This is a genomic window from Streptomyces sp. NPDC051567, from assembly GCF_044454165.1.
GTDB lineage: Bacteria > Actinomycetota > Actinomycetes > Streptomycetales > Streptomycetaceae > Streptomyces.
On sequence record NZ_JBITDK010000006.1, the window covers coordinates 70,199 to 95,797 of the forward strand.

The 25,599-nt window shown below is 73.3% G+C and carries 19 protein-coding genes; 14 read left to right on the forward strand and 5 right to left on the reverse strand.

Going from position 1 to position 25,599, the window contains the following annotated elements; translation table 11 throughout:
• Positions 1-8 precede the first annotated feature (8 nt).
• Positions 9-1,094, reverse strand: coding sequence for a serine hydrolase domain-containing protein (locus ACIA5F_RS09470; RefSeq protein WP_399350941.1), 1,086 nt, complete (start codon positions 1,092-1,094; stop codon positions 9-11).
• 1,207 nt (positions 1,095-2,301) lie between these two features.
• On the opposite strand from ACIA5F_RS09470, the gene ACIA5F_RS09475 reads away from it, so the two are divergent.
• Together ACIA5F_RS09475 and ACIA5F_RS09480 are read left to right on the forward strand one after the other, a co-directional pair.
• Positions 2,302-2,700: a hypothetical protein gene (locus tag ACIA5F_RS09475; protein WP_399350943.1), complete on the forward strand. Its 399-nt coding sequence runs from the start codon at positions 2,302-2,304 to the stop codon at positions 2,698-2,700.
• 9 nt (positions 2,701-2,709) lie between these two features.
• Positions 2,710-3,222, forward strand: a complete 513-nt coding sequence (locus ACIA5F_RS09480) for a hypothetical protein (protein WP_399350945.1) — start codon at positions 2,710-2,712, stop codon at positions 3,220-3,222.
• Between the two features lie 73 nt (positions 3,223-3,295).
• Here the strand turns inward: ACIA5F_RS09480 and ACIA5F_RS09485 are convergent, their stop codons facing one another.
• Complete coding sequence (locus ACIA5F_RS09485) at positions 3,296-3,463, reverse strand: hypothetical protein (protein WP_399350947.1); 168 nt, start codon at positions 3,461-3,463, stop codon at positions 3,296-3,298.
• A 265-nt stretch (positions 3,464-3,728) separates the two neighbouring features.
• Positions 3,729-4,436 (reverse strand): hypothetical protein, encoded by a 708-nt coding sequence (locus ACIA5F_RS09490; protein ID WP_399350949.1) that lies wholly within the window; start codon positions 4,434-4,436, stop codon positions 3,729-3,731.
• 305 nt (positions 4,437-4,741) lie between these two features.
• Between ACIA5F_RS09490 and ACIA5F_RS09495 the strand changes: the two genes are divergently transcribed.
• A complete protein-coding gene (locus ACIA5F_RS09495; RefSeq protein ID WP_399350951.1) occupies positions 4,742-6,307 on the forward strand; it encodes an alpha/beta hydrolase in 1,566 nt (521 codons plus the stop codon).
• Positions 6,308-6,426: 119 nt separating this feature from the next.
• Here ACIA5F_RS09495 and ACIA5F_RS09500 read toward each other — a convergent pair whose 3' ends face one another.
• Positions 6,427-7,833 carry a hypothetical protein gene (locus ACIA5F_RS09500; RefSeq protein ID WP_399350953.1) on the reverse strand — a complete coding sequence of 469 codons (1,407 nt, stop codon included), beginning with the start codon at positions 7,831-7,833 and terminating at the stop codon, positions 6,427-6,429.
• Positions 7,834-8,083: 250 nt separating this feature from the next.
• Here ACIA5F_RS09500 and ACIA5F_RS09505 point away from each other — a divergent pair, with 250 nt between their 5' ends.
• The 10 genes from ACIA5F_RS09505 to ACIA5F_RS09550 all read left to right on the forward strand — a co-directional run bounded on the left by ACIA5F_RS09505 (position 8,084) and on the right by ACIA5F_RS09550 (position 18,698).
• A complete protein-coding gene (locus tag ACIA5F_RS09505; protein ID WP_399350955.1) occupies positions 8,084-9,118 on the forward strand; it encodes an acyltransferase domain-containing protein in 1,035 nt (344 codons plus the stop codon).
• A 106-nt stretch (positions 9,119-9,224) separates the two neighbouring features.
• Entirely contained in the window at positions 9,225-11,258 is a 2,034-nt protein-coding gene (locus tag ACIA5F_RS09510) for an acyl-CoA oxidase (RefSeq protein WP_399350957.1), read from the forward strand.
• The gene (locus ACIA5F_RS09515; RefSeq protein ID WP_399350959.1) at positions 11,255-12,388 is read left to right on the forward strand and encodes a 3-oxoacyl-ACP synthase III family protein; all 1,134 of its coding nucleotides are present in this window, start codon (positions 11,255-11,257) and stop codon (positions 12,386-12,388) included. Before ACIA5F_RS09510 ends, ACIA5F_RS09515 begins: the two co-directional genes overlap by 4 nt.
• Entirely contained in the window at positions 12,385-13,299 is a 915-nt protein-coding gene (locus ACIA5F_RS09520) for an SDR family NAD(P)-dependent oxidoreductase (RefSeq protein WP_399350961.1), read from the forward strand. Before ACIA5F_RS09515 ends, ACIA5F_RS09520 begins: the two co-directional genes overlap by 4 nt.
• 98 nt (positions 13,300-13,397) lie before the next feature.
• Positions 13,398-14,420: a beta-ketoacyl-ACP synthase III gene (locus ACIA5F_RS09525; RefSeq protein WP_399350963.1), complete on the forward strand. Its 1,023-nt coding sequence runs from the start codon at positions 13,398-13,400 to the stop codon at positions 14,418-14,420.
• Between the two features lie 120 nt (positions 14,421-14,540).
• Entirely contained in the window at positions 14,541-14,819 is a 279-nt protein-coding gene (locus tag ACIA5F_RS09530; protein WP_399350965.1) for an acyl carrier protein, read from the forward strand.
• Between the two features lie 77 nt (positions 14,820-14,896).
• Positions 14,897-16,141, forward strand: a complete 1,245-nt coding sequence (locus tag ACIA5F_RS09535) for a beta-ketoacyl-[acyl-carrier-protein] synthase family protein (RefSeq protein WP_399351312.1) — start codon at positions 14,897-14,899, stop codon at positions 16,139-16,141.
• A gap of 289 nt (positions 16,142-16,430) precedes the next feature.
• Positions 16,431-17,003 (forward strand): phosphotransferase, encoded by a 573-nt coding sequence (locus ACIA5F_RS09540; RefSeq protein WP_399351314.1) that lies wholly within the window; start codon positions 16,431-16,433, stop codon positions 17,001-17,003.
• A 212-nt stretch (positions 17,004-17,215) separates the two neighbouring features.
• Positions 17,216-17,779, forward strand: a complete 564-nt coding sequence (locus ACIA5F_RS09545) for a papain-like cysteine protease family protein (RefSeq protein ID WP_399350967.1) — start codon at positions 17,216-17,218, stop codon at positions 17,777-17,779.
• Between the two features lie 10 nt (positions 17,780-17,789).
• Complete coding sequence (locus ACIA5F_RS09550; protein ID WP_399350969.1) at positions 17,790-18,698, forward strand: hypothetical protein; 909 nt, start codon at positions 17,790-17,792, stop codon at positions 18,696-18,698.
• 119 nt (positions 18,699-18,817) lie between these two features.
• On the opposite strand, the gene ACIA5F_RS09555 is transcribed toward ACIA5F_RS09550, so the two are convergent.
• Positions 18,818-21,169: an ATP-binding protein gene (locus tag ACIA5F_RS09555; protein ID WP_399350971.1), complete on the reverse strand. Its 2,352-nt coding sequence runs from the start codon at positions 21,167-21,169 to the stop codon at positions 18,818-18,820.
• Positions 21,170-22,027: 858 nt separating this feature from the next.
• Here ACIA5F_RS09555 and ACIA5F_RS09560 point away from each other — a divergent pair.
• Positions 22,028-25,243, forward strand: coding sequence for a GDSL-type esterase/lipase family protein (locus ACIA5F_RS09560; protein ID WP_399350973.1), 3,216 nt, complete (start codon positions 22,028-22,030; stop codon positions 25,241-25,243).
• Positions 25,244-25,599: the final 356 nt, after the last annotated feature.

The window sequence follows — 25,599 nt, forward strand, 5'->3', positions numbered from 1 at the left end:
CGCACCCGTCAGCCGGTTCCGGCCGCGTCCCGCAGGGTAGTCGTGGGGGTGTTCGCCGAGGGGGGCGAGGGGGGCGGGTTCTCACCGGCTGCCGTGCCGCAGAACTCCGCCTCCATGACCTCCGCCATGCCCGCGGAGCTCCAGTCACCGTTGAGGTTGAAGGCGAAGGCGTGGCCGCCGTCCTCGGTGGTCACCGCGTAGGAGAGCGAGCCGATCCAGCCGCCGCCGTGTCCCCACACCTTGGCGCCGCAGCTCGCCGTGAGCTGTTCTATGCCGAGGCCGTAGTTCGAGCCGGGGGCGAGCGTCTTCATCGCCTTGAGCTGCTGGGGAGGGAGCAGTTTCCCGCGCATCAGGGCGCTGTAGAACCGGGTCAGGTCGCCCGCGCTGGAGATCATGTCGCCCTCGGCCCAGGTCTGGGAGGCGTTCTGGGTGGTGACGTCGTGCGTCCTGCCGGCGGGATCGGCCAGCTTCGAGTAGGCCTTGGTGCTCCGCTTCGGCATGAGCGAACTGTTCCCGGGCATGACGGTGGAGCGCAGCCCGAGCGGCTTGATGACGCGCTCGCGGACCTCGTGCTCGTAGCTCCGGCCCGTGACCTTCTCCAGGATCAGTGCGGCCAGGACGTAGTTGGTGTTCGAGTACGCGTGCGCGGTGCCGGGCGCGGAGGTCGGCGGATGTGCCATCGCGGCGTCGATCGCCACCTGCGGCGGCCGGGTGTCGTAGCGGTGTTCGAGGAATCCCGCGTGGAGGTAAGTCCGCTCGTACGCCGGGTCGTTGATGAAGTCGAAGACCCCGCTGGTGTGGTTGAGCAACTGCCGTACGGTGATCGCCCGGCCGTCGTGGCCATGGCCCCGCACCACCCCCGGGAGCCACTTCTCCACCGTGTCGTCGAGCCCGAGCCGCCGCTCGGACTCCAGCTGGAGCATGACGGTCGCCACGAAGGTCTTGGTGATGCTGGCGACGCGGAACCGGTCGTCGGCCCGGCGCGGGGCCCCGGTCGCGAGGTCACCGACGCCCGACGCCGCCTTCCAGACCTCGTCCCCGGTGCGCGCGTGGCCCGAGACGCCGGGGATTCCACCCCGCACGATGGCGTCCATCGCCCGCTGGGTCCCCTCGTGCCCGGTACGGCCGGCGGGGTGTCCGGTACTGCCCGCCGATGCTGATGCTGATGCTGATGCTGATGCTGATGCTGATGCTGATGCCTGGGCCGGCGCCGTGAACGCGGTCGCGGCGACCGCCGCCACCGCGAGTCCCACCACACCCGTGCGCGCGGTACCTCGTCGTGCTGCCATGTGTGCGCTCCCTGTCCTTGCTGTTGCTGTTGCCGTGCCGTTGCTGCGGGCCGTGCGGGACGTGCGGACGTGCGGGGTCACGAGGCCACGGCCCCGGCGGCCCTGGGGGCGGCCGGAAACCGTCGGTCGCAGTCAAGGACCGCGAACAGGGGCCGAAGGTTGACCGTCTGATCGCGGTACCCGGGAGACCGGCCCACCACCCCGGCCGGCGCTGCCCGGCCCGTACCTGCGCACTCCCGCCGGGCACCTGCTTCCCCGGTGTGCGGTTGCCATGCATATGGTCAAAACCTGTGACGGGGAGGCATGACATGTCAGGGGAACTCGGCCAGGTGGGCCTGCGGTTGAACAGTGGACCGGCAGGCCCTTCGGCCCCGGGCGGGTCCGAGGACTTCGGTTCGACACCGGCGGAGAGGAAGGCGGCGGCGGGAACGATCGAGACCGAGCTGGAGCCGAACACCAAGAAGGCCGCCGCCACGAAGACCGACGGGTGGGTCGCGGACGGCAAGTCCTCGGCCACCGGGCCCGGTGCGGGAGCTGTCGTCACCGGCCCCAAGTACGGCAAGGAGGGTACGGCCCGGGCCTTCGCGGACCTCGGCCACGTGACCGCGGAAGGATCGCTGACCAACGGGTCGATGAAGCTGTCCGGTATCGCCGATGCCTACGCGGGGGCCAGAGCCACCGCGAACGTCGGATTCACCGAAAGCGGCCTCAGCGGCAAGGCCGAGGCCTCCGTGGGAGGGCGGTCACTGGCCGAGGGCTGGGCCGGTGCCGGCGCGGAGGCCAATGTGACCTTCGGCAAGGGTGACGACGGGAAGTTCCGCATCGGCGGCGAAGTCGGGCTCGCCCTCGGCCTCGGAGGGAAGGTGGGCGCGGAGTTCACGGTGGACCCGGGCAAGGTCACCGCCGCCGCGGGCGACGCGGCCAACGCGGTAGGAGATGCCGTCGGCTCGGCCAAGGACACCGTCGACGGCTGGTTCGACGGATGTACGTTTCGCTGGAAGGAAGGCGCGAGATGCCCACGACACTGCCACTGCCGATCGAATTCCGCCTGCCGGAGGGCTGGTTCCCGGCCCCGCCGGACGAGGTCGGGGCTCCGGGCGTGGCCTTCGTCGCGCTGCATCCCCGGCCGGATGCCGGATTCACCGCCAACATCACCATCGCCGGTGAGTACCGGCCCGACGGGGCGACGCTGGAGAACATCGCCGACGCTTCGGTGGAGCGCCTGCGCGAGGCCACCGGGTCCGTGGTGGTGGCTCACCGCCGCGAGATCGGCTCCAGGACTTCCTGCGCACGGTCCGCCCCGACACGGCGGCAGGGCCAGGAGCTGGGGCGTAGCGCGTTACACGTCCGCGTTACACGTCCGCGTCCGCGTCCGCAGAAGATCCTGTGCCGGGCAGTACGACTTCCCTAGGCTGACTCGATGGGACTCTTCGACAAGCTGACCGGCACCAGGCACCCCGGCCGCGGTGTCGCGCCACGATCCGCCGGGGAGGTCCGGGCCGCGCTGCTGGCGGTCAACGGGCCGGACGTGCCGTACGTCGTACGCGACGCGACCCCTTCCGAGCAGGCCGACCTGGTGGCGGAGTGGCGCGTCCAGGAGCCCGCCTGGCACACCTTCTTCGTCCGCACCCGGCTGACCCGGACCCTCAAGATCCGGATGCGTCTGGCCCCGGCGGACCACGAAGTACGGAGCGTCGACGAGCAGCGGGAGGTCACCTGGGTCGGGGGCACACCCCGGCTGGCGCTGCCGGCCGAGTCCTCCCGTGGGCAGGCGAGGACGGTCTCCTGGCGCTCGAAGGCCGAACGGGACACCGACGGCAGCGTGCGGAAGGCGGAGGTGTTCCGCTTCGACAGCACGGAGTTGAAGACCCCCTTGCGGGAAGCCGTCCTCGCCGCAGGATGGACCTGGCGCGGCGCACTGTTCAGGCTGTGACCCACGCCGCCGGCGACCCTCCGCACTGTCCTTGGCCCGGCCCCACCCGCTGAGTGGTCTTCTGCTCACCGAATCAGATGTCCCGGTCGCCTCCGCGCCGCAGGATTTCAGCCGCCAGATCGTCGGGCGGCCCCGGGAAGGCCGGGTAGCGGCTCGCGGGGGAGCGTGCCGGGCGGGCGGACCCGGCGGCGTCCGTACGGTCGTCCGGGGGGTCCGGTATCACCGCGCCCAGCAGGGCCATCACCCCGACGGTCGCCGCGATCTTCCCGCTCCTCGGGAGGTGCGGTGGGGTGCGGCGAGGCGCGGTGCGGTGGAGTGCGGCGTGCGGGCGGGCCCCACACGTACGGGTGTGCCCCGCCCCGGCGGGGCGGGGCACACCCGGGAACTCCGGCGGCCGGGACCACCGGGCCGGGTGCCCGGCGGCGGTCAGGTGCTCAAGCGGCCGGGCGGTGAGGTGGCCGAGGTGGCCGAGGTGGTCACGTCGCCCGGGCGGCCAGGGGCCCAGGTCAGGCCAGGGTGTACCCGAGGACACCGCCGTGGATCTGGCCCTCGCAGTTGGCCTGGATGGAGTCGAAGATCTGGCGGTTCTCGTTCCGCAGGCAGCGGAGCAGCTGAACGGTGCCCACCCCGGCCTGCGGGGTGGTGTGGAGCCAGCCGAGACGGGTCACGTACTGCTGGCCCTCGCAGTTGACGTCCGTGCTGGTGAAGTGGTCGCCCCTGACCTGGCAGAGGTACAACGGCGTGGTGCCCGGGGCCGCGTAGGTGTACAGCCCGCCGAGCGGCCCCTGCAACTGGTAACCGTTGGGGTGGTACCAGCTGTTGCTCTGGGTGTCGGAGCTCTTGTGGTAGCGGTTGAGCATGAAGGTCGGACCGGGGGCGTACGGCTCCCCCGAGCAGAGGTACTCGACAGCGACCTGCACGTATCCGTTCGGAAGCTGGTTGACGATGGTGGGGCCCTTGACCAGGGTGCACTGGGAGGGGTCGAAGCCCTTGGCCACGGCGCTGTCCGCCGCGGTGGCGACGGCCGACTGCACGGCGACGTTGTACGGGCCGCTCCCCAGGCCGCCGATGTACAGCTTCACCGGACCGGCCGACGTGACGGCCCGCTCGGCGGGCGCGGCAGGGGCGGGCGCGGCGGAGACCGGGGTGACGAGGGCCAGGGTGAGCGCGGCGACGGCCGCGGCCAATCCGGTGAGACGACTGGCTAAGCGCATGAACAACCTCTTCCTCGGGTCGGTGGAATCCCGCAGGTGATAACGGGGCGATCCATGGGACACAGGGTGAAGAGCGTGATCCGTGGGGATCGCGTTCCACAGCTAACCATGCCCATGCCATGTCGACCAGAGGGGCGGCGTACCGGCCACTGGCCGAGACGCCCCTCCACCGCACGGATGATGCCCGACCCAGGGACATAGGACCGCAGTACCGAAGAGAACTTGGCGCTTCTGGGTGATTCGCTCAACTCCACGACCGGCAAAGGTTGTTCCTGTCCGAGCATCATCGACGGAAGGAACCCGCCGTGCGGGGACGACGCTACGCACCACTGATCGCGGCAACCATCCTGGCGGCCCTGGCTCCCGGCCTCGCGACGGCCGCACCGGCCGCCGCTTCGGCCCAGGCCCCGTCCGCGGCGGAGGCCGGGTCCCTGGACTCCTCCGCGCAGCAGAAACTGAGCTGGAAGCGCTGCGACATCAAACTGTCCGCCTCGCTCCAGTGCGCGACGGTCAAGGTCCCGATGGACTACGGCAACCCCCGGGGCAGGACGCTCGACGTGGAGGTGTCCCGGATCAGGACCAGCCTCCCCGGCGAGCGCCGGGGCGTGCTCCTCTTCAACCCCGGCGGCCCCGGCGGACCGGGCGTGGAAACACCGCTGGAGATGCGCAAGAACCTGCCCGTCTCCGTCCAGGCCACGTACGACCTGATCGGCTTCGACCCCCGGGGCGTCGGCCGCAGCTCCCCGGTCGAGTGCGGGGTGAATCCGGCGGAGAGGGCGTGGCCGCGCCAGTACAAGGACGAGACCTTCGCCGGGGACGTCGCCTGGGCGAAGAGCGTCGCCGACAAGTGCCGGGCCAACGGCGGGGAGAAGCTCGCGCACCTCACCACCCGCAACACCGCCCGGGACATGGACGTGATCCGCGCGGCGCTGGGCGAGAAGAAGATCTCCTACCTCGGGGTCTCCTACGGCACCTACCTCGGCGCCGTCTACACCCAGATGTTCCCGCAGCGCTCCGACCGGTTCGTGCTGGACAGCGCGGTCGACCCGGACCGGGCCTGGCGGGGCATGATGCAGACGTGGGCGGAGGAGGCCGGGCCGGCCTTCGAGCGCTGGACGCGGTGGACGGCGCAGCGCGACGCGACCTACCGGCTCGGCGCCACCCCGGACGAGGTGGGCAGGACGTTCTGGGACATCGTCCGCCAGGCTGACGCCGAGCCCGTCACGATCGGCGACACGCAGTTCACGGGCGCGCAGATCCGGGGCATGGCACGCGCTTCCTTCTTCACCGTCAAGGACGGCGCGGAGCTGGTCGCCATGCTGAGGGAGGCCGCCGCCGGGAAGCCGACCCCGAAGCTTCCGTCCTACGAGGACACCGACAACGGTGCCTCCTCGCTCTGGTCCGTCGTCTGCGGTGACACCCGCTCCTGGCCGAAGGACCCGCAGACCTACCGCGAGGACGCGATCCGTGACGCGGCGAAGCACCCGCTCTACGGTGGCTTCACGTCCAACATCAAGCCCTGTGCCTTCTGGGACGAGGCCGTCGAGCCCGCGACGGTGGTGGACAACAAGGTCCCGGCGCTCATAGTCCAGAACGAATGGGACTCCCAGACCCCGCTGGTCACCGCACAGGCCCTGCACCGCGACCTGAAGGGCTCCCGCCTGGTGACGGTCGACGAGGGCGAGGGGCACGGCGTCTACGGCCTCAACGAGTGCGCGGACAACGTGACCAACACCTACCTCCTGACCGGGAAACTCCCGTCGCGGGACGTGACCTGCCAGGTGACCACGGCCGACGGCAACGCCCGGCAGGACTCCGGCCGCACGACCACGCGGCCCACGGTCCCGCAGCCCACGCCCCACCGTTTCTGATCCATGCATCCCCGGCACCGGGTCCATGACGACCCGCCGGCCGCTCCTCCCGTCCCCGTCCGACGGGAGGAGCGGCCGCCCGGCCCGCGGGCCGGGGAGGTGGCCGCCGGCCGGTGGTGTCAACGGGCCCGGCCGTGGGGTGCGGGCAGGTCGCGGGCCAGGTCGCACAGGTCGGCGGCGGCGCGGTGGGCGGCGTACGGGCGGAGCCGGGCGACCATCGTGCGGACATGCCGCCGGGCACGGGAGCTGTCGATGTCGGGGCAGCCCGCGACGAAGGTCCGCCACGTGTGGCAGGCCAGGTCCAGGTGGCCCAGATCGAGCTGGGCCTCGGCCAGCAGCGCCGTCGCCACGGCGAGCGAGCGCTTCTCGTGGCGCGGGCGGTACCGCAACGACAGGTGCAGCTGCCCGGCCTCCTGCCGGTGGTCGGACCGGGCCCGCGCCACCGAAGCCCGCTGCAACGCGAGGGACCCCTCGTGGAAGGAGCCGATGGGGGTGTCCCCGTCCGTCGCACGCTCCAGGAGCCGCTCCGCCGCGCGCAGGTGACGCGCCGCCGACGACTGGTCCGCACGGTGGGCCTGGGCCACCGCGAGCTGCCCGAGGAGGAACGCGCGCTGGTGCGCCGGAGCGTACGGGAGACCGATACGGACCGCGGCGCCCGCCAGACCGGCCGCCTGCTCGTGGTGTCCGAGCGAGTGCGCCTGGACACTCAGCCCCCGCGCGCACAGCGCGTAGCCCACGCGGTCGCCCGCCTCGCGCAGCAGCGCCGCGCCGATGAGGTAGTACCGCTGGGCGATCCCGTGCAGGCTGGTGTCGTAGTGGGCGAAGGCGCAGAGGTAGCACAGCTGCCCCGCGACGACGAGCAGGCGGCGGCGGGCGGCCGGTGAGGTCCGCTGACGGAGCCAGGCCACGACGCTCGTGGCCAGGTAGGCCCGCAGGACGTCGTGCACCCGGCCGCCGCCGAAAGTGGCGTCGGCCCGCGAGAACAGGTCCAGCAGCTTCTGCGCCGCGAGGACGTCCGGCGGGCCGCAGCCCACGCCCTGGAGCCGCGCCCCCACGCCCTGCGCCGGTGCCGGTGGCTGTGCCTGCGTGTCCCGCGCCCCGGTGGCCGGGGCGCGGGCCCCCTCCCAGCCCGGCAACTCCAGCGCGGACAGCGAGAAGACGACGGTCCGGCCCAGCGCCCGGTTCCCGGCGACCATGCCCAGCCGCTCCAACTGGTCGACGACATCACGGGGGAGCGGCGCGGCCACGACTCCGGAGTACGGCGAACCGGACCGTATGAGGTCCGCCTCCACCGCCGTCACCTCACGGCCCAGGCGGCGCGAGAGGACCTCCGCCACGAGCTGCGGGACGGGCGGCCTCGGCACGGTGCCTTCGAGCCAGTGACCCACCGTGCTGCGGTCGCAGCGCGTCACCAACTGCTGCTCTGCCGCCAGCGCGTTCACCTCGCGCGCGAGCTGGGCCCCGCTCCACCGGGCCTGACCGATCAGGTCCCGCAGCGCCTGGTTGGGGGTACGTGGTGTTCGCACGGGTTCTCCTTCGAGGTGGTGGGTTCCCGGCTGCCCCGGCCCGGTCCCGGCGGCTGCGGCTCACCCGGCCTACGCGGCGGCCACGGTGGTCACGCGGTGGTCACGCGGCGGCCACGACGGACCGGGTTTCGACATCCGCGTTTTTTCGACGTAAGCACCGAGCCGGACGACGGACAGGTGCGCGACCGGACGCGCATTCTTCACAGTGAGGCCGACGCCCTGGCGTACGGCAGGGCTCACAGGCGCAGGCGTGACCGCACCCGGAGAGGAAGAGGCCATGTCGTACACGGTCCATCTGTTCCCCGGACAGGGCGACTTCGCCGTGAGCGCCCTGCTGCGCGCCACGGCGGTGAGCGGCCCGCTGCGCCGGGCCGTCGCCGAGGTGTTCGAAGAGGTCGACGAGGTGGCGCACGAGCGCGGCCTGCGCCCGCTCGGCCCGTGGCTGCTCGGCGACTCCCCGCCCACCACCCGGGCGCTGGCACAGGCGGAGACCGGCACCCAGCAACTGGCCCTGTTCGGAACCTCGGTCGCCGTCCACCGGGCCCTGAGCCGCCGCCGCGGCGCCCCGCCCGACGCGGTCCTGGGCGTGAGCTTCGGCGAGATCGCCGCGCTCACCGCCGCCGGAGCGTTCACCGTGGCCGACGGAGCGGCCGTCGCCCACGACCTCGCCGTCGTACTGACCTCGTGCCCCGGCGGTCTGACCGTCCTGGCCTGCGACGAACCCCGGGCACGCTCGCTCCTGCGGGCCGCGTCCGCCGACGCGGTCGCCGTCGCCTGCGTCAACGACGACACCGAGACCGTCGTCAGCGGCCCGCTCGGCCCACTGGAGGACGTCGAGGAACAGGCCCGCGACGCCGGGATCGGCTGCGCCCGGCTGCGGCTGCCGTTCAGCTCGCACCATCCCGCGCTCACCGTCCAGGCCGGACGGTTCGCGCGCCGCGTACGGGCCTACCCGGTCCGCGCCACGACCTGCCCGGTCCACTCGGCCGTCGCGGGACGGGCCTACGAGGCCCACGACGACCTGGCGCTGGGGCTGGCCGACTGCCTCGTCCGCCCCGCCCGCCTCCCGGACGTCCTGCACCGCCTCGACCTTCCGCACGGCCCGGACGGCCTCGACCTTCCGCACGGCCCGGACGGCGCGGGCGAGGCGCGGTTCTACGAGGCGGGCACCGGCAGGGCCCTCTCGCTCAGCGTCGCCCGCGTGCTCGCCGCGCGGGAACCCACCGTCATCTCCCCCCTCGCCGAAACCGGACACGATCCCGCCCTCCTCACCACCCTCCTCTGAGGCACACCCGTCATACCCGTCACACCCATCACGCCCGTCATCCCGTCATCCCGCCCCGTCACGCCCGCCCGCCATCCCGCCCCGTCCCCCGCGCAGGAGCTGCCCGATGTCCCCCGAACCCGCCGTACCCCCCGACGCGCCCGGCGCGGGCCCGTTGCACCGGCTCGTCCACGGCTCGTGCGCCCCCGACTACCTCCGCTCCCTCCACCACACGCTCGCCCGCCCCGCCCCGCCCCCCGGAACCGGCGCGCCGCCGGACCCCGAACAGGCCGTCACCCGGCGGCTGCGCGCCCTCAGCCGGGCCCTGCCCCCCGCGCGGCGGATACTGCGCGACCCCGACCGGCTCGCCGCGCTCCTGGCCTGGACGGCCGTCGCCGACCCCGCCCTGACCATGGCGATCGTCACCCACACGGTGCTGGGCCTGGGCTCCATGACGCACCTCTCGCCCGACCACGAGGAACTCAAGAGCGAGTTCGACGCCCTGGAGGCGGGCGACACCAGGGGCGGCTACCTGATCACGGAGGCCGGACAGGCCAACAGCCACCTCGACACGCGCACCCGCGCCACCTTCGACCCCGGGCCCAGGGAGTTCGTACTGACCACCCCCGACCCGGCCGCCGCCAAGTTCTGCGGCCTCTCGGTGGACGACGGCCCGCGCACCGTCGTCGTCCTCGCCCGCGCCGTCGTCGGCGGACAGGACCGGGGCGTCTTCCCCTTCCTCGTCGACATCACCCGCGGCCGGGGACCGCTGCCCGGTGTCGCCGTCTCCTCCCGCCTGGAGATCGGCGCCCTCCCGCTCGGCTACGCGCAAGTGGCCTTCGAGGGCGTACGCGTCCCGTACGCGCGCTGGCTGCGCGACAGCGCCTCGATCGACGGGGCGGGCGCCTTCCACGACCCCCTCGGGGCGCCCGGCGCACGCCTCCAGCGGAGCCTGTGCGTCGGGCAGGGGCTGTGGGGAACGCTCCCCTCCGCGGCGGCGGCCGTGTCACGGGTCTCCGCCGTGTCCGCGGTGCGTTACGCGCGGGGCCGCCGGACCCAGGCCCGGGTGGCGCCCGGCCTGCCCCTGCTCGCCTACCGCACCCAGCAGCGCGCCGTCCTGGGCGCGCTCGCCGACTCCTTCGCGCTGACCTGCGCGGCGGCCCGCGCCCGCGCCCTGCTGGCCACGGCCCTCGCACCGGGCCCCAGGAACGGCGCGAACGCCAACGGAACGGACACCGGACGAGCGGAAGACGCCGGAACGGGCGCCGCCGCAACGGACACCGCCGGAACGGGCGCCTCCGGTGTGGAGGCGGGTTTCGCGCCCTGGTCCGTCGTGAGCCGGCCCCTGTCCGCGTACAAGGCCCACGCCGTGCGCGCCGCGCTGCGGATCATCGCCGAGTGCCGGCGCGGCTGCGGCTTCTCGGGGCACCTCGACGTCAACCGGCTGGCCGCCTACCACGGTTTCCACCAGGCGTTCGAACCGGCGGGCGGCGACAGCCAGCTCATCTTCTACGACCTCGGGCGCGCCCTGGCCGCCGATGCCCCCGACCCGGACGCGCACCCGGACGCGCACCCTGGTCCGGGCCCGGACCCGCGTCCGGACGCGCATCCGTACCCGGCGGACCTCGCCCCCGCCGACCCGCGCTGGTGGCCCCGTACGGCCCGCGCCCACCAGAGCGTCCTCACCGCCCGTCTGCGCGCGGCCCGTGACCGGCGCGCGGCCGGTGGCCCCGCGGAGTTCGACCTGTGGAACCCCCTGCTGGCCGCGGCCGGGGAACTCGGCGAGCTCTACGGGGAGGCACTCGCCGCCGAGGACGTCCCCCGGGCCCTGGCCGGCCTCGGCCCGCACGCCGACACCGGCGGCCCGTACCTCGACACCGGCCTGCGCGACGCCCTGGAGGCACTGGCCGCGCTCAGCGGCGTACGGGCCGCGGAACGCTGGTCCGGCTCCCTGCTCACCGCGGGCACCCTGGACGCGGCGGTGTCCGCGTCCCTCCCGGAGACCGCCGATCTGCTGTGCGACCGGATCATGCCGCAACTCCCCCTGCTGGAAGCGGCCTTCGCCTTCCCCCCGGACGTCATGGACACCCCGCTCGCCGACCACGACTACACCCGCTCCCTCGCTTCCCGCCTCACCTGGCGGCACGGAGGTACACCATGAACCCGGCCACGGACGAGCCCCGCCGGCCCATCGGCATCCGCTCCATGGGCACCTACCTGCCCAGCCGTGTCCGAGGGAACCGGGAGGTCGCCCGGGACACCGGGGTGACGCAGGAGTGGATCGTCGAGCGGACCGGGGTCCGTACCCGCCACGCCGCCGCACCGCACGAGGCCGCCTCCGACATGGCGGCGTCCGCGGTGCGGGCCGCGCTCGCCGCGGGCGGCCTGGACGCGGCGGACCTCGGCCTCCTCGTCTGCGCCACCTCGACACCGGACGAGCTCGGCCCCTCCACCGCCTGCCGCGTCCAGCACCTGCTCGGCGCGGACCACGCCGTCGCCCTGGACGTCGGCGCGGCCTGCTCGGGCTGGCTGTTCGCCGTCAAGGTGGCGCACGACTGGCTGGCCGCCGGAGGCCGCGCCCGGTACGCGGCGGTGGTCGGCGTGGAGGCGTACTCCAAGTTCCTCGACCCGCACGACCGGGGCACCTCGGTGCTCTTCGCGGACGGCGCCGCCGCCGCCGTCCTCGCCCCCGTAGGCCCGCACCAGGGCTTCACCGACTTCGAGTTCGGCTCCGACGGCTCCCTCGCGGACAGCGTCCTGATCCCGGGCGGCGGCAGCAGGCACCCGGCCAGCGCCCGGACCCTCGCCGACGGCAGCCACCACATCCGCATGGACGGCCGCACGGTGAGCCGCTTCATCCGCGACGTCTTCCCCCGCCTCGTGCGCGACGCCCTGGCCCGCAACCGGCTGACCCTCGACGACATCGCCTGCGTCATCGCCCACCAGCCCAACCCGGTCCTGCTGCGCCGCCTCAGCCGGCAGCTCGGCATCCCCGACGAACGGTTCGTCGTCGTGGGGGACACGGTGGGCAACATCGGCGCCGCCAGCGCCCCGTACGCCCTGGCCACCGCCGCCGCCCGGCACGCGCTCACCCCCGGGGACCGCGTCCTGATCAGCGTGTTCGGCGCCGGAATGACCTGGGGCAGCGCCCTCCTCACCTGGACCGGAGCACCCGCCGTCCGCATCCGCCCCACATCCCTCCCCGACGAGGCCGACCCACCCGCCTCCCCCTCGCCCACCGCACCCGCATCCACCGCACCCGCACCCCGGACGGAGCAGTACACCCCATGACCACGGACACCCCCACCGGCACTGCCCGCCCCACCGGCACCGGCACCGGCACCGGCACCGGGCCACACCCCACCCTTCCCGCCCCCTACCGTCTCGACGGTTCCCGCGCCCTGGTGACCGGTGCCTCCCGGGGCATCGGCCGGGCCTGCGCCGAGGCCCTCGCCGACGCCGGATGCGACCTGGTGATCAGCGCCCGCTCGACCGCGGCGCTCATCGCGACCCGCACGGCGGTCGAGGCCCGTGGCCGCAAGGCCGTCGCCCTCGCCGCCGACCTCGCCGACCCCACGGCCGCGCCCCGCCTCGTCGCCCAGGCGGTGGCGGCGCTCGGCGGCCTCGACGTGGTCGTCCACAACGCGGGCATCCTGCCCGTCGCCACGGACCACGCCCCCGCCATGGCCCCGTTCCAGGCGTCCGACCACACCCAGTGGGAGACCGTACTGTCCGTCAACCTCAACGCCACCGCCCAGCTGTGCCGCTCCGCCCACCCCCACCTCCTCGCCTCCGGCCGCGCCAGCCTGGTCATCATGTCGTCCGTCGCCGCCCTGATCGGCGCACCGATGATGGAGGCGTACGCCGCGTCCAAGGCCGCGCAGGTCTCGCTCGCCCGCAGCCTCGCCGTGTCCTGGGCGCGCCAGGGCATCCGGGTCAACGCCCTGTGCCCCGGATGGATCAGGACCGGGATGACGGAGTTCGCCAGCGAGACCGCGCCCGTCTCGGACTGGCTCATGAGCCACGTACCGATGGGACGCTGGGGCGAACCGGAGGAAGTCGCCCGCGCCGCGCTCTTCCTCGCCTCTCCCGCCTCCTCCTTCCTGACCGGCCACGCCCTCGTCCTCGACGGAGGCGTCAGCGTGCCGGACGGGGGCCTGGCGGGCATCCCGAAGCCGCCCTCGCCGTTCGCCGCCCCGTGACCGCCCCGCCCCGCCCCGTGGCCGCACGGCCCGCCGTCGGGGCCGCGGGTGCCCTGGGCGTCACAGGCGTCACGGGTGCCACGGGTGCCGTGGGTGCCGTGGGTGTCATCGCCGGCATCGGCGGCTGCCTGCCCGGCCGCAGCCTCGACAACGAGGACGTCATCCGCACCGGCGCCCTGGACACCACCGACGACTGGATTCGCACCCGTACCGGCATCGCCCGCCGACGGCGCGTCACCGCCGGCACCAGCACGGGCGACCTCGCCACCGCCGCCGGGCGCGCGGCCGTCGCGTCCGCCGGTGAACGCCCCGACTTCGTCCTGCTCGCCACCACCACCCCCGACCACCCCTGCCCGGCGACCGCCCCGGCCGTCGCCCACCGGCTGGGCCTCGGCGAGGTCCCGGCCTTCGACCTCGCCGCCGTCTGCTCGGGATTCCTCTACGCACTGATCACCGCGGACGCCCTGCTCCGGTCCGGGCTGTGCCACACCCCGCTGGTGATCGGCGCCGACACCTACTCCACCATCGTCGACCCGCACGACCGGGACACCGCCGCGCTCTTCGGGGACGGCGCGGGCGCCGTGGTCCTGCGTACGGGACACCCCGGCGACCCCGGCGCGATCCTCGCCGCCGACCAGGGATCGGACGGCGCCGGACACGACCTGATCACCGTGCCCGGCGGCGGCTCACGCCACCCCCCGCACCACCCGGACACCGCCCCGGAGGCCCGTTTCTTCCGGATGCGGGGCCGCGCCGTCTACGCCCAGGCCGTGCGCCGCATGACCGGCTCGGCCAGGACCGCGATCGACCGCGCGGGCTGGACCACCCACGACGTGCGGGCCTTCATCGGCCACCAGGCCAACCAGCGCATCCTCGACGCGGTCGCCGACCGCCTCGACATCGCCCCGCACCGCCGCTTCGGCAACATCCGGGAGATCGGCAACACCGCGGCGGCGTCCATCCCCCTCGTCCTCGCGGACCCCACCGTCCACACCTCCCTCACACCCGGGGCACCCACCGTCCTCACCGCCTTCGGCGGCGGCCTCACCTGGGCGTCCGTCGCCCTCACCTGGCCCGAGGCCCCACCACACCACGAGCCCGCCCCCGCCCGGCCCTCCTGACACGGCACACCCCTGCTCCGCACCTCCGCACCTCCGTACCTCCGTACCTCCGTACCTCCGTACCTCCGTACCTCCGTACCTCTGCACCCTCCGTACCGACGACCTGGCGAGGAGCCGGACATGGACGTCCACACCCACACCGTCCACACCCACATCGTGGCCACCTTGACCGAGAAGTTCGAGATCCCCGCCGACCGGCTCGGCCCCACCACCACCCTGGAGGAACTGGGGATGGACTCCCTCGCCGTCGTCGAGCTCTACGTCACCCTCCAGGACCACTGGAACATCCCGCTCGACGACGGCCAGGCGTCCTCCGAGGTGACCGTCGACGAACTGGTGCACACCGTCGTCACGCTCCTCGTGCCCCAGCCCGGCGAACCGGGCCCCGGAGCGGTGTAGTGCCCACCACCGCCACCGCCACCGCCACCACCGCCACCGCCACCACCGTCCCCTCCGCCTCCTCCACCGCCTCCGCCATCTCCGTCACCGGTACCGGACTGGTCACCCCCGGCGGCATCGGCACGGCGGCCACCTGGCAGTACGTGTGCGACGGCCGTTCCGCCGCCCGCCACGACCCCGAACTCGACGGCCTGCCCGCCCCCTTCTCCTGCCGGGTCCCCGGCTTCGGCGCCCACACCTCCGGGATTCCCCAGCCCTGGCGCTACGACCGCAGCACCCACCTGCTGGTCGTGGCCGCCGGGGAGGCGCTGCTCCACGCGGGCCTGGACCCCGGTGACTGGGACCCGGCCCGGGTCGCCGTGGTCGTCGGCTCGGCCACCGGCGGCATCGCCACCCTGGAGGCCGCCCACCGCAGGCTCCTCACGACCGGCCCCGCCTCGCTCTCCCCCCTCGCCCTCACCGGCTACCTGCCCAACCTGTCCGCCGCCGGACACCTCGCCCTCCTGCTCGGTGTGACCGGCCCTTCCCTCCACACCTCCACCGCCTGCGCCTCCGGGGCCACCGCCCTGATCCTCGCCTGCCTGCTCCTCGACTCCGGAGCCTGCGACATCGCCCTCGCCGGAGGCACCGACGCCATGGTCACCCCCCTGTGCTCGGCCGCGTTCGCGAAGATGGGCGCGCTGTCGCGCCGTGCCGGTGAACCCGCCGCCGCCTCCCGCCCCTTCGACCGGGACCGCGACGGATTCGTCCTCGCCGAAGGCGCCGGCCTGCTCGTCCTCGAACGCACCGCCCACGCCCACGCCCGCGGCGCCCGCCCGCTCGCCACCCTCGCGGGCCACGCGACGACCAGCGACGCCCACCACCCCGTGGCACCCGACCCGCGGGGCACGGGACTGCGTACGGCGATCCGGCGCGCGCTGCACCTCGCGGGCGCGGGCGTCGAGGACGTCGGACACATCAACGCCCACGGCACCGGCACCCTCCTCAACGACCGCGCCGAGGCCACCGTCATCCGCGACCTGTTCGGCGCCCGCCCGCCGACCGTCACCTCGGCCAAGGGCGCGCTGGGCCACACCATGGGAGCGGCCGGGGCCGTCGAAGCAGCCCTGACCGTCGCGAGCATCACCCACGGCCAGGCACCCCCGACCGCCAACTTCCTCACCCCGGACCGCGCCACGGAAGCGATCGACGTCGTCCACGGGGCGCCCCGCCGCCAGCGGATACGTCTCGCCCTCAGCCACTCCCTCGGCTTCGGCGGCCACAACACGGTCCTCGCCTTCACCGAACCCGCCCCACCGCCGCTGCCCGCCCCCGGCCCCTGAGGCCCCGGCCCGGCGCCGAACGGGGCCGGCCGGGCTGGTGAGAGTGGCCGCCATGAGCGATCTTCCCGGGCCCCGGGCCGTGTCACCGGTGCTGCTAGTGCTGTGACCGGAAAGGTTCACCGGCCCGCGACGCCCGGCACGGCACCTCGCGATGTTGTCGGGTCGCCCAAGTACGTCCAGTACTACGGGCGCCCCTCCGCCTTGCGATGTACCGCACCGGACGCCGCGGGCTCACCGGCAAACCTTTCCGGTCACAGCACTAGGCGCGGGTGGTGGCGACGGCGACTGGCTGCCCGTCACCACGGGCGAGTCGGACGCCGCCGTCTTCCGCAGCGCGGACGGCGCCCGGTACGCCAAGTGCGTGAGCGCCGCGGACGCCACCGGCCTGAGGGCCGAGCGCGACCGGGTCGCGTTGCTGGGCGAGCAGGGCGTTCCGGGGCCACGGGTGCTCGACTGGCACTCCGGCGATGCGGGCACCTGCCTGGTGACCAGCGCCGTCCGCGGCGTACCGGCCGACCAGGTGTCCGCCGCGGACCTGCGGGCCCGCCTCGTCCCGCAGGTCGCGCGGCGGCGGGACCAGGAGGCCGCCGACACGGTCGTCTGCCACGGAGACCTGTGCCTGCCCAACATCGTCCTCGACCCGCAGACCCTGAAGGTGTCGGGCTTCATCGACCTGGGCCGCCTCGGCCTGGCCGGCCGCCACGCCGACCTGTCACTGCTGCTCACCAATGCCCGCGAGACATGGCCGGACGAGCACCGGGCGCGGTCCGCGGACGCGGCGTTCGCCGAACGGTACGGCCTCACCCTCGACCACGACCGCCTGCGCTTCTCCCTCCACCTCGACCCGCTGACCTGGGGGTAGGCCGTCTCTTTTCGGATCTTGTCTCGCCCGCAAGATCCGAAAAGGGGTTCGGAAGCAGGCACCAAGTGACCGATTCGGATGAATATCCGACAAGTAATCAGTAGGGGGCAACTTCCTGCACGTCACCTGTGTACCGCAGACATGATGCGCTGTCATATTCCTGCCAGATTGCCCCGTTCATCTCGTTGCACCCATCAGGGGAAGGCAGGAAAATGGGCAGGTTCAGGTACGGAACCACGGCGTCGGCCATCGCGCTGGCCGCCTTGGGATCGCTCGCGGTCGCGGGAGGCACGGCTCACGCGGAGGCGGGCCAGGACAGCATCACCATGCTGAAGCAGGAGAAGACCCAGTGGTGCTGGGTCGCCTCCGGGCTGACCATCGCCAAGTTCCACGGCTTCGGCTCCACACAGACGGACTTCTGCGACCGGGCGCAGCCCTACTACGGCTGCAACAACCAGCCCGCCACGCTCGACGACATGGCCAAGGGCTGGAGCAGCCTCGGCATGACCCACACCGGCTCGGGGCTGAGCAGCGCGGCCACGTTCAACCAGGTGTACACCGACGTCAAGGCGGCCCGGCCGATCGGTGCCCGCATCGGGTGGACGTCCGGTGGCGGCCACATGAACGTGGTCTACGGCTTCGACACGACGAAGAACACGATCGCCGTGGCCGACCCGTGGCCGGACACCACCACGTACACGTGGTGGAACTACAACGACTACGTGAGCAACAGCTCGTCCAAGTGGACCCACTCCCGCATCGGTATCTCCCGCTAAGGCAGGCGACATGCGCGACACCAGCAGCACCAACGTCACCAGCGGCACCAGCGGCACCACAACGTCCAGCAAGCGGACGGCCTCTCGCTCCTCCCGTCTGTCCCTCGTCATCGCCATGAGCGCGTCCGCGCTGCTGTGCGTCGTCGCTCCGACGCACGCGGCCCCGGCCAAGGACCCTCTCCCGGTCGACATCCCCGACTACCAGGCCGCCCTCAACGCGGTGAAGTCCATCGACGTCCGCAACACCGTCTGTCGCTTCCTGCGCACCCCGGTGCCCACCGGCGACACCGGCGGGCCGGTCCAGACGATCCCCGAAACGGCCGAGCCCTGCCAGGGCCTCCCGACCTTCACGATCAAGGACCCGGTGGCGCGGAACGAGATCACCCCCGGGTTCGTCGCGGGCACCACCAAGCCACTGCCCACCGAGGCGATCAAGCTGACACAGCTGGTCTCCTCGCTGAGCGCCACCGTCAACGGCCGCACCGCCACCGTCATGCTCGCCCCCAGCCAGGGCGGCGGCTGGCACCTGGCGGCCGTGCGCGACGGCGACAGCGACGCCACATACGCAGGCAAGGCCACCACGGGCACGCTGGTCTTCACCGAGCCGCAGATCCGCGGCTGGTACCAGCTCAAACTCCTCACCGTCGAGCCGCTCAACGACCAGGCCCGGCAAGGACTGGGCGGCCAGGCGTCGGTGTCGCTCGGCGACTACCAGAAACTGGTCAAGGCCCGCTACGCCGACAAGCTGCCCGGCACCGAGTACGCCACCAAGGGCTACTCCAGCGGCTACAGCCTCCCGCGCACGGAGGACGGCGCCCCGTCCTCCACCCTGCTCCTCGCCGGTGGTTCCGGCACGGCACTCGCCCTCGTGGGCGGAGCCGCCGTACTCCGACGGCGCCGGCGCGCAAGCACCCGCTGAACCCCACCCCGTAGACCCCCTCGCTCCGCCCCGGCAGCCGGCCGGGACGGAGCCGACCCCTGCCCCTGGCAGTGCACGGCCGCGCCGCGAACCGGCCCGGCCGTGCGCCAGGGGCACCCTCACGCCCTCCCGGCCGGTGTCGGGGACGGTGTCGGTGGGTGTGAGCCCTGGGCCTCCCGCAGTTCGGTGGCGGCCTGGTCCTGGAGGGGGCTCTTCAGGCGGACGAGTCCCTCGTGGGCGGCGCGCAGGGTCGCGCGGGCCTCGTCGTCGCGTCGCAGACGGCGGAGCAGGACCCCGAGGTCGAGGCGGGCCGACTCGCGCCACGCCGGCATCCTGGACGCCTCGAAGCAGGCGAGCGCCTCGCGCAGCGGCGCTTCGGCCTCCGCCCAGCGGCCCATCGCCGAGAGGTCCTTGCCGATCTCCTGCCGCGCGACCGCGTGGTACTGCGCCACCAGGTCCGGGGGCTGGCCCGCCATACCGGTCCGGCAGAGCTCCGCGCTGCGCCGGTGGAGCGTCAGGGCCTCCTCGACGTCGCCGACGGCGCGCAGCTTCCGGCCGAGGAGGTTCACGACGGACAGTTCGGCCAGGCGGGCCTGGGGCGAGGTGAGCGGGGTCAGGCAGGCGAGCGACTCGCGCAGGTGGGCGATCGAGTCGGCCGCCCGGCCGAGCCGGTGGAGGGCGCCGGCCCGGTAGCCCAGGGCCCACGCCTCCTGCAGCCGGTCCGCGCTGTCACGGGCGGCCTCCAGGGCGCGGCCCGCGGTGGCGAGGGCGGCAGCGTGGTCGTGGATGCCGTAACTGTAGGACCAGGCAAGGTAGTTGAGGTGGACAGCCTCCTCCCGGCGGCTGCCCAGGGCGCGGGCCGCGTCGGCGGAGAGGGTGAAGACCTCGGCCCACTGTTCCCAGTGCTGGTTCAGGTCGGAGAACCAGTGCATGGCCTGCGCCGTGTCGAGGACCTGCCGGTGGCGTCCGGTGCCGTGCGCGTGGCGCAGGGCGGCCATCCACTCGGCGCGTTCGGCCTCCAGCCAGGCGCGGGCCTGCGCCTGGTCGGCCGGCCCGTGGAGCGGGTCGGGGTCGTCGGCGGGCGCGTCCTGGGAGTGGTCGGCGTCGAAGCGCAGGGCGGCCGCGGTGGCCCGGCGCAGCATCCAGTCGGCGGTGCGCGCGCGTGCGGCGAGCAGGTCCGGGGGGCTGTCCTGCTCGGCGGCCCGCTCGGTGGCGAAGAGCCTGAGCAGATCGTGGAAGCGGTAGCGCGCGACGGCGGGGTCGGGCCGCAGGAGTCCGGCATCGGCGAGTTCCTCGGCGTGCCGGGCGGCCTCGCGCAGGGGGACGCCGGCCAGTTGCGCGGCGGTCTCGGGGCTGAAGTCGGGGCCCGCGGCGAGGGAGGCCCGGCGGAACAGGTTCTGGGCGGGCGGGGTCAGCCGCCGGTAGGACAGGGTGAAGGCGGCCCGTATCCGCAGGCCGCCCGCCTGGAGCGTGTCCAGGCGGGTCTCCTCCCGGGCCAGGAGGCCGACCAGTTTGCCCAGTTGCTCGGCGGGTCGGGCCGCGAGGCGCTGGCCGACGATGCGGACCGCCAGGGGAAGGTGGCCGCACAGGTCGGTGAGGTCGCGGGCGGCCTGGGCCTCGCGCTGGACGCGGGGGACCCCGACGATGCGGGTCAGGAGCGTGATGCTCTCCTGGTGCCTCAGTGTGCCCAGGGGCGCGTGGTGGACCGCTTCGAGACCTGCGAGGGCGTGACGGCTGGTGACGATCACCATCGAGGGGCCGCTGCCGGGAAGGAGCGGGCGTATCTGGGACTCGTCGGCGGCATTGTCCAGGACGAGCAGGAGCCGGCGCTCGCGCACTTCGGCGCGGTACAGCAGGGCCCGCTCGGACTCGGTCGCGGGGATCGCGTCCGGGGCGAGGCCCAGGGCCCGGAGCAGGGTGGCCAGGGCGTCGCGGGCGCTGAGCGGCTCGGGGTCCATGCCGCGCAGGTCGAGGACGAACCGGCCGTCGGGGTAGTGCTCCGCCAGCCGGTGGGCCGCGTGCACGGCGAACGCCGTCTTGCCCAGGCCCGGTTGACCGCTGACCACGACGACCGGGGGATGGTCGGCGGTGGCGGTCCGCGCCAGGGTGCGCAGACGGGCGAGGCCCGCCTCGCGGGCGGTGAAGTCCCCGAGGTCGCGGGGCAGGGCGAGCAGGGCCGGTCCGGGCGGGGCGGGCGGGGCGGTGTGCTCACGTGGACGGGGGCGGGGGCGGCCGGCCCGGGCGGCCTGTTCGAGGGACCGTGCCTCGGCGGGGTCCAGCCCCAGCCCCCGGGCGATCGCGCGCACCGTGCGGCGCTGCGGGCCCGTGGACCGTCCGCGTTCGAGGTCCGCGAGCGTACGGACGCCGACCTGGGCGGCCTGGGCCAGACCTTCCTGGCTCAGACCGGCACGCGTGCGCAGAGCGAGCAGCAGTGCCCCGAAGCCGGCCGGCGCCGATGGACCGCTCTCCATGATGGATCTCCCTGAGGGGCGCCGCCCCACCCGATCGGTCGTGACGTACCGGCAGAACTATGGCAGACCGTTACTTCTGCCGGTGGAACCACCTGGTCCGGACCGCTGTCGCAGTGGTGCAATCGGAGTTCTCGGACCCCTCGGGACGGCTTCGTCATGAGCATGAGCCGTCCCCCCGGCCCCCGATCCCCGATCCACCGCCCTACCGACCCGGTTGTCCGGGCCCATCCCTCACGGCGCCGCGTGCCCGACACCCACAGAGAGGTTTCCGTGACAGGTACTCAACAGACTTGTCGGCTCTGGGGCTACGGGGCGCACCTCCCGGGGCGGCGGCCCAATCCCTTCCCCGCCGCCCGCACCGACGTGAGGGCCGCCCGACCCGGACACGGTCCCGCCGCCGCACCACGGCAGCCGGACCCCGCACCGCGCTGTGCCCGTACGGCCACCGCCACGGACGAGCGGCACACCGTCTGAGCGATGCCGGCCGACCGACGGCAGCACACGACGGCAGCACGGCGGCAGTACGACGGGAGACGACGACCACGGCCCCACCGGGCCCGTGCGCGGCTCCCGGGGGAGGGCGCGGGAGAAGAGGGTACGGGGGCGGCCCCGGGGGTGCCGGCCGGCTCGGCCGGGACCCCGTACGGCAGCGGCAGCCCCCCTGAACCGGTCCGTACGGCCGCGCCCCGCCCCGCGTCCCGCCGACCCGCTCCGCCCCCCTTCGTACCGGCCGTCCCCGCCCCGCCCTTCCGGCCGCACCACGCGGCCGGTGGCGACGGGCCGTCCGGGCCGACCGGGCCGACCGGGCCATGAACCCAGCACATCCGCACCACTACAGGAAGTACAGGAACACCCCACATGTCAGACCACGTCCCCCCTCCCCACCAGCACGATCCACCCCCGGCGGCGGCGGCGCCGCGCCCGCGCACGGCGTCACGCACCCGGTGGTACCGGCGCCTCGTGGTCCAGTGCGTCCTGGCGGTCCTCGCCGGCCTCCTCGGCGTCATCAGCCTGCCGTCCACGGCCGAGGCCCTGCCCCCCGGTGACAAGCGGCTGGCCACCTGGAACATGCAGAACAAGCGGGAGAACTTCGACGCGCTCAGGAACCTGGCCCGGGACAACCACGTGGTCGCGCTGCAGGAGTTCCCCTACCAGGGGGCGGCGGGCAACAGGACGCCGTACGTCCCGGGTGGCGCCAGCCTCATACCGCCCGACCCGGGGGCGCCGGCGGAGATCAACGAGTACCTGTGGAACATCGGGACCGACCTCCGCCCGGAGTACCGCTACCTGTACCTGATGCGGCAGAACAGCCGCCAGATCGGGATGGTCACCTCGGAGCCGCTCGAACCCATCGTGGTCGCCGGTAACTACCGTGACGCCCTGGCCCTCTACGACCTGGGCAGCGACACGCTGTACGCCTCGATCCACGCCTCGGCCGACGGCGGCAGCGACGCGGCCAGCCTGGTCCGCAGGGTCCGGGCCGAAGCGGAGGCGAGAGGGACCGACTGGGCCGTCCTCGGTGACTTCAACCGTGACCCGGCGAACCTCCAGAACCAGTTGACGGGCCCCGAGAACATCATCAGCAGCGGCCAGGTCACGCATCCCAACGGGAGGTCCGAACTGGACTACCTGGTCACCAACCTCGCCGTCGCGACATGGCCGGCCGCGGTCATGACCGGCACCGGCACGAGCGACCACTGGCCGGTCGCCTTCGGAGTCCTGGGGGCCGGGGGTCAGAAGGACCAGACCTACCGGTTCCGCTGGTACCTCCACAACCAGGGCATCGGCGTGGCCAACGACCGGACGGACAACGACGCCCTCATCGAGCACACGGAACTGCGCCACAGCCGCAGCCAGGTGTGGAAGGTGCTGGGACTGAACCACTTCGAGGGCACCACCTACACACAGCTCCAGAACCTGGCCTCGGGCAAGTGTCTGGACATGACCGGGAACCCCTCCAGCCCTCGCCTGCGGCAGATCGAGTGCGCCTCCCCCGCCAACCTCGGCCAGCTGTGGTCGTGGGACCCGCAGTTGAGGAACCTGTTCAACGCCGCCGGCGGGCAGCTCCGGCACGCACCCGAGTACGGGCCCAACGCGCTCGGTGTGCACTACGGGCCGCTGCGCGAGACCTCCCACTGGCTGATGGAGCCGGTGAACATGGGGAACTGGGACACCGCCGGTTTCCGCAACACGCCCGGCTACAACACGATCATCACCGACTCGGTCACGAGACACCCCCTGTACCCCCACGGCACCGGAGTCTACGAAGGGTTCCGGCCCGAGAACCCGTTCGCGCCGCTGGAGGAGCAGTGGTACTTCCAGCCCTCAGGTGTGCCGGGAGGCATGCACATCAGGAACGCGTCCACCCATAACTGTATGGACGTGTGGTCGGCCCATGGGCGGGCACAGACGCAGCCGTGCGTCTACGGCGACCGGTCCCAGGCGTGGGAGTACAACAACGGGATGATCCGCAACCTCGAAAGCTATGTGCTGGGGTACGACGAGAGCATCCAGACCGTCGACGCCCTCCTGGGCAACACCGACATCTTCAACCTGGATCTCGCCTTCGGGCATTTCCCCGACTGGGGGGCGACCGTGCCCCGGCTGGCCGTGATGCCGCTGGGCGACTCGATCACCCTGGGCGTCGGCAGCAACACGCGCACCGGATACCGTCCCGCCCTGGCGAGAAGCCTTGCCACCGACGTGCGGACCGTGGAGTTCGTCGGCTCCCAGCAGGACGCCGACGGCACCCGTCACGAGGGCCATTCGGGCTGGCGCATCGACCAGATCCAGGCCAACATCGAGCCCTGGCTGGCCGAGGCGAAACCCAATGTCGTGCTGCTGCACATCGGCACCAACGACATGAACCGCAACTACCAGGTCGCCACCGCCCCGCAGCGGCTCGGCGGGCTCCTCGACCAGATCCACGCCGCTTCCCCCGACACCACCGTCGTGGTCGCCTCCCTGGTGCCCGCCGTCGATCGCGCGGTCCAGGAGCGCGTCGACGCCTACAACAGGGCGATACCGGGGATCGTCGCGGACCGGGCCCAGCGCGGCTACAAGATCTCCCAGGTCAGCATGAGCGCGCTCACCACCAGCGACCTCAACGACCGACTGCACCCCAACAACAGCGGCTACGTGAAGATGGGCAACGCCTTCCGCGGCGGCATCGTCGGAGTCGCCCAGAAGGGCTGGGTCAAGGAGACCGTCGTCGTCAAGCCCGCCCCGCCCCGCCGGGCGACCGGCAACGGTGACTACGACGTCGACATCAACGGCGACGGCCGCGCCGACTACCTCGTCGTGGACGACAACGGCGGGGTCCGCGCCTGGCTCAACACCGGCCCCGGCCAGTGGAGCGACCAGGGGTACATCGCCTCGGGCTCCGCCGACTTCACGGGCAGCCAGATCCGCTTCGCCGACATCGGCGGCGACGCCCGCGCCGACTACCTCATCGTGAACCCCAACGGCGCGGTCCGCGCCTTCGTCAACACCGGCGGCAACGGCCGCGGCGGCTGGCAGGACAAGGGCGTGATCGCCTCCGGTTCCTCGGCCTGGACCGGTGACCAGGTCCGGTTCGCCGACATCGGCGGCGACGCCCGCGCCGACTACGTGGTCGTGTCCGCCAACGGCGCCACCCGCGCCCTGCTGAACACCACCGACGCCACCACCGGCGTCATCAAGTGGGCCGACCAGGGCGTCATCGCCTCCGGTTCCGCCGCTTGGACCGGTGACCAGGTCCGGTTCGCCGACATCGGCGGTGACGCCCGCGCCGACTACCTCGTCGTCGAGGACAACGGCGCCACCCACGGCTTCGTCAACACCGGCGGCAACGGCCGTGGCGGCTGGCAGGACCAGGACTACATCGCCTCCGGTTCCAGCTCTTGGCAGGGCAGCCAGGTCCGGTTCGCCGACATCAACGGTGACGCCCGCGCCGACTACCTCGTCGTCGACGACAACGGCGCCGTCCACGCCTACGCCCACACCGCCGACGCCACGACCGGCGTCATCAAGTGGGCCGACCAGGGCGTCATCGCCAGCGGCGTCGGGGTACCCGGCTACCGCGTCCGTATCTAGGCGCCGCCCACTGGCGGGGCGCCATCCGGACGTCCGTCCACCCGGCCCCGCCCCGGTCCCGTGTCCGCAACCGGCGGACCCGGGACCGGAGCCCCCCCGCACGACCGGATTCCCCGACAGCCTGCGCGCCGTCGGGGAATCCGTCTTTTCGTCCCGGTCCGGTCCGCCCTGGTCCGGACCGTGGGCGCAACCGTGACCGGGGTGCCGTCAGCTCGGCACGGCGCATACCAGCTGCGCGGTGAAGGAGCCGTAGGAGTACTGCCTCAGAAGGAAGATCCTCACCGCCCGTACGGCCTGTACAGGATGCGCGTCCCCGTCTTTCCGTCCGCATGAAAGGGGAATGTCAAGGCCCGCGA